Source organism: Teichococcus wenyumeiae, from assembly GCF_003696345.1.
Taxonomy (GTDB): Bacteria; Pseudomonadota; Alphaproteobacteria; order Acetobacterales; family Acetobacteraceae; genus Pseudoroseomonas; species Pseudoroseomonas wenyumeiae.
On the sequence record NZ_RFLX01000027.1, the window covers coordinates 13,406 to 26,490 of the forward strand.

11 protein-coding genes and 1 pseudogene are annotated in these 13,085 nt (G+C 64.3%); 7 read left to right on the top strand and 5 right to left on the bottom strand.

Translation table 11 applies throughout. The features are described 5' to 3' along the window. Positions 1-19 precede the first annotated feature (19 nt). Together EBE87_RS22185 and EBE87_RS30375 are read left to right on the top strand one after the other, a co-directional pair. Complete coding sequence (locus tag EBE87_RS22185) at positions 20-1,480, top strand: M81 family metallopeptidase (RefSeq protein WP_120636363.1); 1,461 nt, start codon at positions 20-22, stop codon at positions 1,478-1,480. A 388-nt stretch (positions 1,481-1,868) separates the two neighbouring features. Beyond that, the gene (locus EBE87_RS30375; protein WP_267898272.1) at positions 1,869-1,991 is read left to right on the top strand and encodes a hypothetical protein; all 123 of its coding nucleotides are present in this window, start codon (positions 1,869-1,871) and stop codon (positions 1,989-1,991) included. A gap of 116 nt (positions 1,992-2,107) precedes the next feature. Here EBE87_RS30375 and EBE87_RS22190 read toward each other — a convergent pair whose 3' ends face one another. The 3 genes from EBE87_RS22190 to EBE87_RS22200 are packed head-to-tail and all read right to left on the bottom strand — an operon-like array spanning position 2,108 to position 5,364. Next, a complete protein-coding gene (locus EBE87_RS22190) occupies positions 2,108-3,685 on the bottom strand; it encodes an ABC transporter substrate-binding protein (RefSeq protein WP_120636364.1) in 1,578 nt (525 codons plus the stop codon). A gap of 38 nt (positions 3,686-3,723) precedes the next feature. Next, the gene (locus EBE87_RS22195) at positions 3,724-4,491 is read right to left on the bottom strand and encodes an SDR family NAD(P)-dependent oxidoreductase (RefSeq protein ID WP_233552956.1); all 768 of its coding nucleotides are present in this window, start codon (positions 4,489-4,491) and stop codon (positions 3,724-3,726) included. A gap of 39 nt (positions 4,492-4,530) precedes the next feature. Further along, positions 4,531-5,364 carry a polysaccharide deacetylase family protein gene (locus tag EBE87_RS22200; protein ID WP_120636366.1) on the bottom strand — a complete coding sequence of 278 codons (834 nt, stop codon included), beginning with the start codon at positions 5,362-5,364 and terminating at the stop codon, positions 4,531-4,533. A 271-nt stretch (positions 5,365-5,635) separates the two neighbouring features. On the opposite strand from EBE87_RS22200, the gene EBE87_RS22205 reads away from it, so the two are divergent. Then, the gene (locus EBE87_RS22205; protein WP_120636367.1) at positions 5,636-6,433 is read left to right on the top strand and encodes an IclR family transcriptional regulator; all 798 of its coding nucleotides are present in this window, start codon (positions 5,636-5,638) and stop codon (positions 6,431-6,433) included. 131 nt (positions 6,434-6,564) lie between these two features. After that, a complete protein-coding gene (locus EBE87_RS22210) occupies positions 6,565-7,683 on the top strand; it encodes a Fic family protein (protein ID WP_120636368.1) in 1,119 nt (372 codons plus the stop codon). A gap of 257 nt (positions 7,684-7,940) precedes the next feature. Here the strand turns inward: EBE87_RS22210 and EBE87_RS30680 are convergent, their stop codons facing one another. Next, positions 7,941-8,174: a hypothetical protein gene (locus EBE87_RS30680; RefSeq protein ID WP_199726506.1), complete on the bottom strand. Its 234-nt coding sequence runs from the start codon at positions 8,172-8,174 to the stop codon at positions 7,941-7,943. A gap of 255 nt (positions 8,175-8,429) precedes the next feature. Here EBE87_RS30680 and EBE87_RS22220 point away from each other — a divergent pair. Beyond that, positions 8,430-9,598: pseudogene (locus EBE87_RS22220) on the top strand (IS110 family RNA-guided transposase). Positions 9,599-9,663: 65 nt separating this feature from the next. On the opposite strand, the gene EBE87_RS30525 reads toward EBE87_RS22220, so the two are convergent. Then, entirely contained in the window at positions 9,664-9,903 is a 240-nt protein-coding gene (locus tag EBE87_RS30525) for a DDE-type integrase/transposase/recombinase (RefSeq protein WP_120636369.1), read from the bottom strand. 488 nt (positions 9,904-10,391) lie between these two features. Between EBE87_RS30525 and EBE87_RS22230 the strand changes: the two genes are divergently transcribed. Together EBE87_RS22230 and EBE87_RS22235 are read left to right on the top strand one after the other, a co-directional pair. Beyond that, positions 10,392-11,858 (top strand): MFS transporter, encoded by a 1,467-nt coding sequence (locus tag EBE87_RS22230; protein ID WP_120636370.1) that lies wholly within the window; start codon positions 10,392-10,394, stop codon positions 11,856-11,858. A 65-nt stretch (positions 11,859-11,923) separates the two neighbouring features. Further along, a complete protein-coding gene (locus EBE87_RS22235) occupies positions 11,924-13,078 on the top strand; it encodes an amidohydrolase (RefSeq protein ID WP_120636371.1) in 1,155 nt (384 codons plus the stop codon). The last annotated feature ends 7 nt before the right edge of the window (positions 13,079-13,085 follow it).

A 13,085-nucleotide genomic window follows, 5' to 3' on the forward strand; every position in this document is an offset into this window, starting at 1 on the left:
GTGTCGTGAAGGATTGCCCATGCGCATCGCCATTGCCCAGGTCTCCCACGAGACCAACACCTTCTCCAGCGAGCTGACCGACCAGGCTGCCTTCAGCATCCGCTCCTGGATTGAAGGCGAGGAGATCCTCCGCCGTCACCGCGGCGTGCGGGACTACATCGGCGGCATGATCGACGAGGCGGAGGCACTCGGCGGCATCGAACTGCTGCCGACCTTCGCCGCCATCACCAGCCCCTCCGGCTACATCCGGTCCGAGACCTGGGCCGAGATCAAGCGGCGCGTGTTGGACGGGCTGAAAGCAGCCATGCCCTTCGACGCCATATGCCTGGAACTGCACGGCGCCGGGGTAGCCGAGAGCACCGGCGACATCGAGGGCGACCTGCTGCGCACCCTGCGGCTGGAGTTCGGCACCGCCATGCCCATCGCCGCGACGCTGGACCTGCACGGCAACATCACCGAGCGGATGATCGACAACGCGGACATGCTGTTCGGCGTCAAGGAATACCCGCACGTCGACATGTACGACCGGGGTCGAGACGCCATCCAAAACCTGGGTCGGATGCTGCGTGGCGCGCTGAACCCCCGCATGACGCTGACGCGCCTGCCGATGGTCATACCGACCACCACCACCTTCCATGGCCCGCTGAAGGCGGTGAATGCCCGCTGCGCTGCGTGGGAGGCGAAGCCTGGCATCGTCCACTGCGCGGCCTATCACGGCTTCCCCTACGCGGATTCGCCCGCCACCTGCGTCTCCGTCATCGCCATTGCCGATGGCGACGAGGCCCTAGCGCAGAAAGCCACGCGAGACGTCGCTGACTTCATTTGGAACCAGCGCGAGGTCTTCGCAGTGTCGCTGCCCGGTGCGGCCGAGGGACTAGAGACGGCGCTGAGCTGCCCGGAGTCACCGGTCATCGTCAACGAGACTTCCGACAATCCTGGCGCGGGCGCACCGGGCGACGGCACCTGGCTGCTAGCCGAGATGCTGCGCCGGAACGTCGCGGGCACCTGCTTCGCTCATCTGGCGGATGCCGAGGCCGTGGCCGCCGCGCACCAGGCTGGCGAGGGTGCGCGCATCCGGGTTCGGCTCGGCGGCAAGGTGGACGTGCGACATGGGACGCCGCTGGACGTCGAAGCCGAAGTCGTGATGAACACTCGCTGCCGCTTTATCACGAGCAGCCCCATGGGCAAGGGCGGCGAGCGGGATTACGGCTTGTCTACGCGGCTGCGCATCGGGAACGTCGACGTCATCGTGACGGAGCTAAAATCGCAGTTGCTGGATGACGAGATGCTGAAGCTGCACGGCATGCCGATGGGCCGCTACAAGGTCATCGCCATCAAATCGAGCCAGCATTTCCGTGCGTTCTTCGAGACGGCCGCGGCACGCATCGTAACAGTCGACACACCGGGCATCTCCACCTTCAACTTCGACAACTTCGCCTTCACGTCATCGGTGAAGTACTTCTACCCGCTGACGGAATGAGGCGGCCTTGGCCCGTCTATCAGCTCTCCGGCCGGGCCGGTCCCGACGCCGAGCACACTTGGCAGGAACTACGCACATCTGGCACGCGGTGACGGCTTTCAAAGTCCTTCCCCGCATGGCCCAGTTCACCAAACCAGAACAGGTTGGTCCGGTAATTAGGCACCCTCAGCCTCGGTGTGAATAGGCGTGCAACCGTGACCCCGTGAAAACTGCTCCTATACCTTTGAGGTCTCTGCTGATTTCGCTCAGATGGCGGGGTTCCAATCGGCTCCGACGAGGACCCCGGCACATAGTCTAGTCTGCAGGCAGATCCATCAAGTTATGAGTCATTCAGGGTGGGGTCCCGATTGGGTGCTGAAAGACACATCTCCTTACGGAACTCGAACGCTTGGCGGCTTGGGATGCAGCGCCCCGTGCCGTTGTGGACGGACTGTTCGCGAGCGTCACCGCCTTTGCCGATGGTGCGCCGCAGGCGGACGACATCACGGCCCTGGGCCTGCGCTTCGGCTGAGAAACGGGGCGTAGCTGTTTAAGCCGGCGGCAGCCTGGGTCCTGATCCTAACCCCGCCGCACGAATAGAACCTGAATAAAAAGGAGGGGGCAGGGGAGGTCACTCCCCTGCGCTTCTCACCCCTTCTTTACGTTCCAGAACAGCGGGAAGCCACGCAGAACGCCTTCCAGATCGGAGCGATAGGCCGCCGCCTGTAGGAACTGCCCCGCCGGGATGTAGGGCACATCCTTGAAGGCCTGTGCCTGCAGCCGCGCGGCGACGCGCTGCTGGGCCTCCAGCCCCAAGGCGGAGAACCAATCGCCGATCAGGCTTTCCACTTCCGGCAGGTCCGGCCAGCCGGCCATGGCGTTGGGGCCATTGCCGCGTAGCGGCGCGCTGAGAGCGGGGTTGATCATGTCCACGCCAGTCAGCGCGGTCATGTAGCAGCTCCAACCACCCTTCTCCGTCGGTTCCTTGCTGGAGCGGCGCGCCGTCAGCGTGCCCCAATCGGACATCTGGAAATCGACATTCATGCCGCATTTGCGCAGTGTGTCCGCCGCCACCTCGCTGAGGCCGTGGATGAAGGTCGGGTCTGTGGCGCCCAGCAGCACTACCTTCTCCCCATTGTAGCCGGCGGCCTCCAGCTCCCGCTTCACCTTGGCGTAGTCGCGCGGGCCGCGGAACACGCCCATGCCCTCGTCATTGGCCATGGGGGAGCCGGGGGTGAAGAAGCCGACCGGCGCGTTCCACATCGCCTTGTCCTCGCCCGCCACTGCCATCATGAAGTCGGGCTGCTCGAAGGCGCCCAGCAACGCGCGGCGGATGCCGGGGTTGTTGAAGGGCGCATGCAGGTGGTTCAGGCGCATGAAGCACATCATGCCCGCCTGCTCCTGCACCGCCACCTTGACGCTCCGCATGCGCTTCAGCAGCGGGATCATGTCGTTGGCGGCGAATTCCCACCAATCCTGCTCGCCCGCCTGCATGGCGGCGGCGGCCGTGGAGGCGTCGGGGATGGTGGTCCACTCCACCCGGTCCACATGCACCACCTTGGGCCCGGCCGTGCCATCCGTGGTGCCGGAGCCGCGCGGCACATAGTCCTGGAACTTCTCGTAGACGACGCGGGCGCCGGAGACGCGCTCATCTGCCTTGAAGCGGAAGGGGCCGGAGCCGACCATCTCCGTCACCTGAGTGAAGGCGTCGGTCTTGGCCAGCCGCTCCGGCATCATCACCGGCAGCAGCGGCGGCAGCTTGCCCAACGCCTCCGGCAGCAGCGGGAAGGGGCGCTTCATGCGGAACTGGATGGTCTTGTCGTCCGGCGCGGAGAGCTCGTCCGTCGCCGCCAGCAGCGCCTGGCCGAAGGGGTCGCGCGCGCCCCAGCGGCGGATGCTGGCGACGCAATCCCGCGCCAGCACGCGCTCCCCATCATGCCATCTCAGCCCGTCCCGCAGCGTCAGGCGCCAGAGGAGGCCATCCTGCTCGGTGACATGGCCTTCCACCATCTGTGGCGTGGCGCGGTAGTTGCTGTCCTGGCCGTAAAGCATATCGAAGACCATGTAGCCATGGTTCCGGGTGGCGTAGGCCAGGCTGAAGATCGGGTCGAGGAAGCTGAGGTCGGTCTGCGGGATGAACCGCAGCACCTTGGCCTGCTGCGCGAGGCCGAGGGAGGGCGCCGCGAGGGCCGCCGCTCCAGTGGCCAGGAATGTCCTGCGCTTCATGAAGTCTGTCTTTCCGGTACGTGGGTTGGAGCGCGGGCTCAGGCTTCCGCCGGGGCAGGCGCGGCGCGGGAGGTCATCCACCCGCCATCGACGACGAGAACCTGCCCGGTGATGAAGGATGCATCATCGGAGGCCAGGAAGGCGGCGGCGGCGGCGATCTCCTCCGGCTTCCCCGCGCGCCGCAGCGGCGTTGGCGCCATCATATTGGCGACGTAGCGCGGGTTCTGCAGGTGGTTCGCCGTCATCGGCGTCTCGATCACGCCGGGGGCGATGGCATTGACCAATATGCCTTCCGGGCCGAGGTCGCAGGCCAGCTGGCGGGTGAGCTGCGCGACGCCGGCCTTGGCGACCGCATAGGCCGCCGTGCCCGGATAGCCCACCAGCCCGAAGATGGAGGAGATATTGACGATGCGCCCGCCCGGCCGCGTCAGATGCGGCAGGCAATCCCGCGTCACCCGCAGCACGGCCTTGAGGTTGATGTCGACGAACCGGTCGATGAGGTCGTCATCCGATTCCGCCAGTGTGCTGCTGCCGCCGATGCCGGCGTTGTTCACCAGGATGTCGAGCCGACCGAAGGCATCGAGCGCCGCCTGTGCGAGGCGGGTGCCCGCGCCCTTCTCATTGACGTCGAGCAGCAGCGCGGCGCCGCCGATCTCACGTGCCACGGCCTCAACCTCCGCCGAGCGGTCGGCCGCCAGCACGCGGGCGCCTTCCCGCGCCAGGCGGATGGCGGTGGCCGCGCCGATGCCGCCGGCCGCGCCCGTCACAATGGCGATGCGCCCGGCGAAACGAGAATCCTTCGTCACACAAGATATCCTTTGGAATGGCAGGGCGGTGTCCGCAGTTCAGCTGGCCTGCCGCGCGCGGAATTCCCGCTGCACCTCATCCAGCGTGCAAAATTCGGCGCCCATCGCGGTGAGGGCGTCGATGAGCTTCTCCATCATCATCATCCGATGGCCACGGCCGCTGACATAGGGGTGAAAGGTATAGACCAGCACGCCCCAGTCGGTTGTGCGGCGCATGTATTCAAAATCGGCCAACCAGTTTTCCAGCACCGATCCGGCATTGGCGAGGCCCGGCATCACTCCTGCCTTGGTGCGAAAGAACTCGAAATGCGGGTGATCGTCGAGTGACCAACTGATGGGCACCTCGACAAGGTCGGTCGTCTCGCCGAAAACCAGCGGTGCATCCGCCGCGACCTTGTCGCCCCTGCGGGCGAAATAAGGCTCGCAATCATGGCCCATCATGCTGCTGTCGTAGCGCAGGCCGTGCTGCACCATCAGGTCTATGCTCTGCTCGCTGAGATCCCAGGCAGGAGAACGGTAGCCTGCCGGGATCTGCCCGGTCAGCCCGCGAATGGCCTCGACACCCATGGCGAATTCCTCCGCCTCGCGATCAGCAGAAAGCTCGGCCGGCGGGATGTGGCTCCAGCCGTGGTGCCCGACCTCATGCCCGCCGGCCACGACGCTTTCGCAGGCCTCGGGATAGGTCTTGATGACCACGCCGGGAATGTACCAGCTTCCCTTGATGCCACGGCTGGACAGCAGGTCGAGGATGCGGCGCGCGCCAATGACGCCGAATTCGCCGCGCGAGATCGGCGTCGGAGTCAGCATGCCGCGCGAGGCGAAGCCGGACCAGGTGTCGAAATCATAGGAGAGGCAGGCGATGTGGCGGGGCAAGTGCGGAGGTCCTTTTCTCGGCAGCAGGAAGGTATTTCACGGCTTACCGGCCGCAGCGCGCCTTCTGCCGGGCGGCATTGCGGATGCGTGGAAGCGGGGATGAAGCGTCGTCGCGGGCCGGTGCGGCGCCGCACGTACCCTGGCATGCCGCTATGCAGGACTGTCCCTTAATTTGCGATGCCAGCATGGCTTGCGTGCGGTCCCTCCGTGGCCGTATCTCTGTTCGATACGGCTGGTTTATTTTTGCAATGCTAGGTAAGGGCTCGCATCCATGTCAACGCACAAGGGCAAGAACGCCTCGCCTGCGGCGGAAGGGCCATTGTTCCTGCAATCCACAGCGCGCACGCTGCGGGTGCTGGAGGTCTTCGCACAGCAGCCCCGCCCCTTGTCGATTGCCGAACTGGCCGCCGCCGCTGGACTCAACAAAAGCGCCGGCCAGCGCATCGTCCATACCTTGCAGGCTATGGGGTATCTGGACCGCTCCAGCGAAGGGCTGGTCCCTGGCAAGAAGACCCTCTACCGCGCCTTCGACTTCCTGCGCATGAATGCCCTGGTCGAAAGTGCCACGCCGGTGCTGCATGAACTGCGTAAATCGGTGAATGAAAGGGTGGATCTTAGCCTGCTGGACGGCCCGGACATCGTTTATGTGGTGCGGTTGCAGAGTAAGCGGGAGACCTTCTCGGCGACGCTGGTCGGGCGCCGCATCCCGAGCTTCTGCTCCTCCGGCGGCCGGGCGATGCTGGCGGCCATGCCGGAGGAGGAGGCGATGCGGATACTGGAAGCTTCGGACCGCACCCCTCTGACGCCGAGGACGATCACGGACATCCCCAAGATCGTCAGGAAGATCGGGGAGGCGCGTCGCCAGGGCTATGCGACGGCGGTCGAGGAATCCCTTCTGGGCGAGATCGCCCTGGCCGCCGCCGTACTCGACATAAACCAGCGGCCGGTGGCAGCGATCCATGTGGCGGCCTCGCTCTCCGAATGGACGGAGGAAGGCTTCCGCCAGCGTGTCAGCCCCTTGGTGATGGAGGCGGCGCAGGCGCTGTCCCATAGCTACAAGCGCGGGTGAGGGCGGCGGGCCGCACCCTGGGCTATTCGCCGCATGGCCCGCCGTAAATGCCGCATTTATGCGGCGTTTAGCTTGACGGCATCTCCGCCGCCACCTAGGTACTCACCGGAATTTGCGGCGGTCGATGTGCGATGTATATCTGGCAACACTCCGCATGGCCGGAATTCCGCTGGAATGCGGAGGCATTGCTGCCGCTGGTCGCCGAGGCGCGCTTCCGGCAGGGCCGGTTTCTCGGCACTATGGCGGCGGCCGGGCTTGAGACGCGCCAGGAAGCCGAGCTTTCCGCCAGCACAGAGGATGTGGTGGCCACCAGCGCCATCGAGGGCGAGCGGCTGCCGCCGGCCAGCGTGCGCTCCTCGGTGGCCCGCAGGCTCGGGTTGCCGCAGGGTGGCGTACTGCCGCAGGACAGTCAGGTGGAAGGCATTGCCGAGGTCGTGCTGGACGCCACGCGCCACTTCCAGGCACCGTTGACGGAGGAGCGCATCTTCGCCTGGCACCGGGCACTGTTCGCCGCACCGGGCAAGGGGCCGGACCCTATCGATATCGGCCGCTGGCGGACGGATGCGCATGGCCGCATGCAGGTCGTCTCCGGCGTGTACCGGGGCGGCAAGCCGCCCCGCGTGCATTACGAGGCTCCGCCGGCAGCCGTGGCGGGGCGGGAGATGCGCCGCTTTCTGGCATGGTTCAATGGCGACGGCGTGCCGCCGGACGGGCTGGTCCGGGCCGGGCTGGCGCATCTGTGGTTCGTCACCATCCATCCGCTGGATGATGGCAATGGCCGCGTGGGCCGCGCCATCGCCGACATGGCCATCGCCCAGGCCGAGGGCACAGGGCAGCGCTTCTACTCGCTTTCCTCTGCCATCCTGCGCCAGCGAAAGGGCTACTACGACGCGCTGGAGCAAGCGCAGAAGGGCGATCTGGACGTCACGGAATGGCTGGGCTGGTTCCTGCGCTGCCACCGGCAGGCCATTGCCGAGGCTGAGGAGACGGCGCGTCGTGTAGTCGGCAAGGCGCGTTTCTGGGCGGCGCTGGATGCCGGCCCAAGGCCCGTGAATGAGCGCCAGCGGAAGGTGCTAGCGAAGCTTATCGAAGACTGGGAAGGTCCGATGACCACGCGCAAATGGGTGGCAATCTGCGGCTGCTCGGCCGATACCGCGCAGCGCGACATTGCCGACCTGCTGCAGCGCGGCCTGCTACGCGCCAATGAGAAGGGTGGCCGCAGCATAGGCTACGACTTTACCGGGCCTTGAGTACAGCAGTCAGTAGCCGGCGTAGCGGCCCGGCGGCCACCACCTACAACCACTACCACTGATGAAATGGACTTACCCCGGGAGAAGTGGAGAACGCTCAGGTAAGGTCATCATGAGGACCTGGAGGGGAAGATGGGAGATGTACGTCAGCGGGACTGAACTGAGGAGTCTGAGATGGACCCCCGCCCGCCAGCCGGGATTGGCAAGTTGTTTAACGAGAAGGTGAGTTGGGCCGTGTGACTGGAGGCGCAGCATTATCAGGCGGCCGCCTGGGCACAGGTTTCCTGCCGCCAGATCCGGAAGGCCTTGGTCCGGATGCGCCGGTACTCGCCGGCCGTCATCAGGTGTCGGCGGGGACGGAAATGACCGTAGATTATACTGTGTGCCGAGAGGAACCGCCGGGCCTGCCCGGTTGAGTTGAAGCGCTGCCTCAGCCGCTCCCGCCGTCGGGTCGGCCGATGCGAGTTCTCCGCCCGATTGTTATCGGGCATGAATCTGGTCCGACGCCACCGGCGGGCTGGGAGAGACAGTCCACCGGCTGTATCCTGGGGCTTCCGGGACAGGGGCGTCGGGAGCACGTGGTGGGCAGGCCGGGGTATCTCATGAGCTGCGAGCTCGCGTTGTTATCTGGCCGCCCCTGCGACTAGCCCGGGTGCGCTGCGAGCGCGGATCCGTAAGTGTCGTGTTGCCCACACACTCCCAAAGGCAAACGCAAGCATACGGGAGGCAACATGCGGGTGATCGGACTGGACGTACACCGCAGCTTTGCGGTGGTGGCGATCCTTGAGGATGGGCAACTGCGCGGTGGTGGGAGGGTCGATCTCACGCGCGATGCGGTGATCGCCTTTGGCCGAACGCTTCGTCCGGACGATAAGGTGGTGATCGAGGCAACGGTCAACACGGCCATGATCGTGCGCCTGCTGCGGCCCTTTGTGGAGCGTGTGGTGGTCGCCAATCCACTCCAGGTGCGGGTGATCGCCCATGCCAAGGTCAAGACTGACAAGATCGATGCGGCGGCGCTCGCCAAGCTGCATGCCAGCGGCTTCCTGCCAGAGGTCCGGATGCCGGACGAGGCAACCGAGGCCCTCCGGCGCCTGGTGGCCCAGCGGGCGCAGGTCGTCCAGCAGATGACACGGGCCAAGAACCGGATCCACGGCGTCCTACACGCCAATCTGATCCCGCCCTTTCCGGGCGAGGTGTTCAGCGCGGCAGGCCGGGCCTGGCTGGAGACCCGGCCCCTGGCCGCTGACGAAATGCTCGCAATCCGGCGCTATCTCGCGGATCTCGACCAACGGACGGCGGACCTGGCGCTTCTTGATCAGGCCCTGGCCGGGCGTGCCCTGGGGGACGAACGGGTGCGCCGGCTGATGACGCTCAGTGGCGTGCATGTGACGGTCGCCATGGGGCTGCTGGCCGCCGTCGGCGACATCTCGCGCTTCGCGTCGTCCGAGAAGCTGGTCAGCTACCTCGGGCTGAACCCTTCCGTGCGCCAGTCCGGCGAGGCTCCAGCCCATCATGGCCGGATCACCAAGCAGGGCCGCTCGCATGCGCGCGCCATGCTGGTGGAGGCCGCCTGGGCCGCGGCTCGGGCCCCGGGCCCGCTGCGCGCCTTCTTCCTGCGTATCCAGGCCCGGCGCGGCAAGGCCGTGGCGGCGGTCGCCACAGCACGAAAGCTGGCCGTCCTTGTCTGGCACCTCCTGACCAAAGCTGAGGATTGGAACTCGCCGCCGGTCAGCCGCCTGCCAAGGGTCCGCGGCCGGGTCGGGCGCAGGCCTACAACAGCAAGGAGGTGCGCGCCCGCGAGCGCGCCTGGCTGGAGCAGACCGAGCAGGCCTATGCCCGCTTTGTCGCGCACTGGCAGAGCACACCGCCAACAGGGCGCACGGGTGCCGCAAATGGGAGACGCACATCCTAGGCGGCGCGGCGGGCTCGCATCCTCAGACCCGCTCCTGGCCACGCGGTCACCCGTGCCTCGGGAAATTAGCACAACGCCATCAGAAAAGTCTTGTCGAAGACATCCGTGAGGTACCGGCTGGTGCGATGCCGAACCTCGGGCAGGAACTCGCGCTGAGCCACGCTGTGGCTCTTCAGCCTATCAGGGGCCAGCCGGCGCGGCTTGTACCGGAGGCCTGCGAGCAGGCGCCTGAAGAACCGCTTGGCTGCACTCCCGTTCCGTCGATTCTGAACGAGGATGTCCAGCACCGCGCCGTGCTGGCCCACGGCTCGCCAGAGATAGGGAGCACGCCATTGATGCGCAGAACTACCTCATAGAGGTGCCAGGTGTTGCCCGGCTTCGGCCGGCGCCGCCGCAGCTTTCGGGCGAACGCCGATCTGAGCTTTCGGCACCAGCTCCGGATGTTCCCATGCGCAGGCTCAGGCTAAACACGTGATACAGCCACACAGCGTGGCTGATGATCTCCGCCGGGAAGCGATACCCAGGATAGATGGCGGGGTCTGGTGTCATCCGACCAGCTTCGCCCAGCTCGCTCTATCCGGCTGCTGCCGCCCAAATTGGCAATGGCCCCCTCAGTGACTTTGTGCTGATTGCGAAACCAAATCGAATAATCGTTATTGTTCTGATACCATGGTTAAGCTGGTGGACTTGGCGTGGATCCCTCTGAACCTGTCTGAATCCGCCTTGATGCCACAGCGCGGCTTTTCCTTTCGCCGTTGTTCCGATCAGGCGATTGTCAACAAGAGAGGCGAACATGGAAAAAGCAGCTACAACCGAAACCTACCGCGGTAATGACCGGCTGCTGTTTGGGATTATTCTAGGGGTCCTCGCATTCTGGCTATTCGCCATGACAACACTGAACATCGCGCCAACCATGGCCGCCGATCTTCAGGTTGAACAGACCTTCATGAATATCGCTGTTTCGATTACAGCTTTGTTTTCAGGCATCTTCATCGTTGTCATTGGCGGCCTGGCCGATCGAGTCGGACGCGTGAAGATCATGATGTTCGGCTTCGTCTTCTCTATCGTTGGTTCGCTTCTGATTGGGCTGGCCCCGACGGGGGGCAGCGGCGGCTTCTTCCTGATTCTGGGCCGTATCTGCCAGGGTCTGTCAGCGGCCTTCATCATGCCATCCTCACTGGCTCTAGTGAAAGCCTATTGGGACGGCGCTGGCCGGCAACGGGCGGTTTCGCTGTGGTCGATGGGCTCATGGGGCGGCTCTGGTTTCGCAGCGCTGTTCGGTGGGTTGATGGCCCAGAACGTCGGCTGGCGCGCGATCTTCATTATTGCTGCGGTGGTATCACTCGTAGGCATGCTGCTGGTGCGCGGCACGCCCGAAAGCAAGGCTCCACCGAGAGCGGACTACAAGTTCGATCTTGCAGGCGTGCTAACGTTCATGATCACCATGGTCGCATTGCAGATCTTCGCGACACAGGGCGCCAAAATGGGATGGACGAGCCTGCCCTCGCTGACGCTTCTGGTGGTGGCCATAGTTTTCGGCATCATCTTCTACCGGTTGGAAAGCAACAACCCGAACGCCTTCGTGCAGTTCAGGCTGTTCAGGAACCTAACCTTCACCGGGGCAACCATCTCGAACCTTCTGCTGAACGGCACGGCGGGAATCATCATGGTCGCCATGCTGGTGCTGCAACAGGGTGGCAATATGACGGCGCAGAGGGCCGGTCTTCTGACCATCGGCTATGCCGTCACCATCCTTGTTTTCATCCGGGTGGGTGAGAAACTGCTCCAACGCCATGGTCCGCGCAAGCCGATGCTGTGGGGTTGCCTCATCGTCGGGCTCTCGATCCTGCTGCTGATGCCCACCAACCTCTTGTTGGGCACCTACACGGTGCTGACCGTGATCGCCTTCTCGCTTTTTGGGCTGGGGCTGGCCTTCTATGCCACGCCGTCGACCGATGCGGCACTGTCGAACCTGCCTGAAGATCAGGCCGGCGCGGGCGCTGGCATCTACAAGATGGCCTCGTCCCTGGGCGGGTCTTTTGGAATCGCGATCTCGGCCACGATCTATACGGCAATAGCGGGCAACCGCGGGAGCGTGGAATGGATCGAGGGTGTGATCACCTTCATCGGAAATCAGGAAAACCTTGCCTCGCGTCAGGCAGCGTTCTTCGCCTTCCTCGCCAATCTGGTGATGGTGGCGGTCGCCATCCTGTCCATCGTCGTCACAGTACCCAAGGGCAAGCAGACCAGCGATCGGTAGCATTGGCGGCGACCGCCCCTGCCGTAGGACGGGGCGGCATAGATTTATTCCCCAGGAGGACTGACATGAACGCCATCGTGAAGCATATGGACAGCATCGCGATGAAGGGGTGGTTCGAGCACATGCATCGCCATCCCGAACTGTCCATGCACGAGAAGCACACTGCCGAATACATTGCCGAGCAACTTCGAGCCATCGGCGGGTATGAAATCGCGACCGGAATCGGCAAGCATGGGATCGTTGCCACGCTCAAGGTGGGTGACGGGGACAAGGTGATCGGTCTGCGCGCCGACTTCGACGCACTGCCGATCCAGGAAGAAAACAATCTGCCCTACAAATCCACGGTCCAGGGGGTTGCGCATCTATGCGGGCATGATGGCCATACCGCTATGCTGCTTGGCGCGGCAAAGCATCTGGCCGAGACCCGAAATTTCAATGGTACTGTCCGACTGATCTTCCAGCCCGCTGAGGAGACCATGGAAGGCGGTCCGGCTATGATCAACGATGGTCTGTTCGAGCGCTTCCCCGTCGATGCCGTCTTTGGCATGCACAACATCCCTGGCCTCGAAAAGGGGAAGTTCTATTTCCACGCCGGCGAGATGATGTCGGCGGTCGATAACTGGGAAGTCGAGATCATTGGCAAAGGTGGCCATGGCGGCATTCCTGAACTTACCATTGACCCGGTGGTGGCAGGCTCGTCGATCGTCATGGCGATCCAGTCGATCGTATCCCGTAATGTCGCGCCATCCCATCGCGCGGTGGTGACCATCGGCGCCTTCCTTGCTGGCAACGCGGGAAATGTGGTGGCCGGCAGTGCGATTCTACGCTTTTCCATTCGCTCTACCACGCCTGAGGACCGCGAGATGATCCTAACCAATATCCGCCGCATCGTCAGCCACCAGGCGGAGTCTTTTGGTTGCACATCAGAGATTCGCGAGGGCATTCCCGGTGCGGTGCTGATCAATGACGCGGAAGAAACCGACAAGGCCGCGAGGATCGCGCAAGCGGCTTTCGGTGAGGATCAGGTTGTCAATCCCGGCCCGTCCTTTCTGGCGTCTGAGGATTTCGCCTTCATGCTACAGAAGAAGAAGGGCACTTACTGCTTCCTTGGTAACGGCCCGGGCAAGATGGTGCACCATCCCGAGTATGTCCTCGATGAGGAGATCATGCCCATCGGAGCGGCCTATTGGGTGGCGCTAACGGAAGGTTATCTGCGCTGACCTTCGC

Excerpts from the sequence above, each read along its gene's own strand:
- EBE87_RS22210 (WP_120636368.1), top strand. The coding sequence starts at position 6,565 with ATGTATATCTGGCAACACTCCGCATGGCCGGAATTCCGCTGGAATGCG.
- EBE87_RS22235 (WP_120636371.1), top strand. The coding sequence starts at position 11,924 with ATGAACGCCATCGTGAAGCATATGGACAGCATCGCGATGAAGGGGTGG.
- EBE87_RS22230 (WP_120636370.1), top strand. The coding sequence starts at position 10,392 with ATGGAAAAAGCAGCTACAACCGAAACCTACCGCGGTAATGACCGGCTG.
- EBE87_RS22190 (WP_120636364.1), bottom strand. The coding sequence starts at position 3,685 with ATGAAGCGCAGGACATTCCTGGCCACTGGAGCGGCGGCCCTCGCGGCG.
- EBE87_RS22205 (WP_120636367.1), top strand. The coding sequence starts at position 5,636 with ATGTCAACGCACAAGGGCAAGAACGCCTCGCCTGCGGCGGAAGGGCCA.
- EBE87_RS30680 (WP_199726506.1), bottom strand. The coding sequence starts at position 8,174 with ATGCCCGATAACAATCGGGCGGAGAACTCGCATCGGCCGACCCGACGG.
- EBE87_RS22185 (WP_120636363.1), top strand. The coding sequence starts at position 20 with ATGCGCATCGCCATTGCCCAGGTCTCCCACGAGACCAACACCTTCTCC.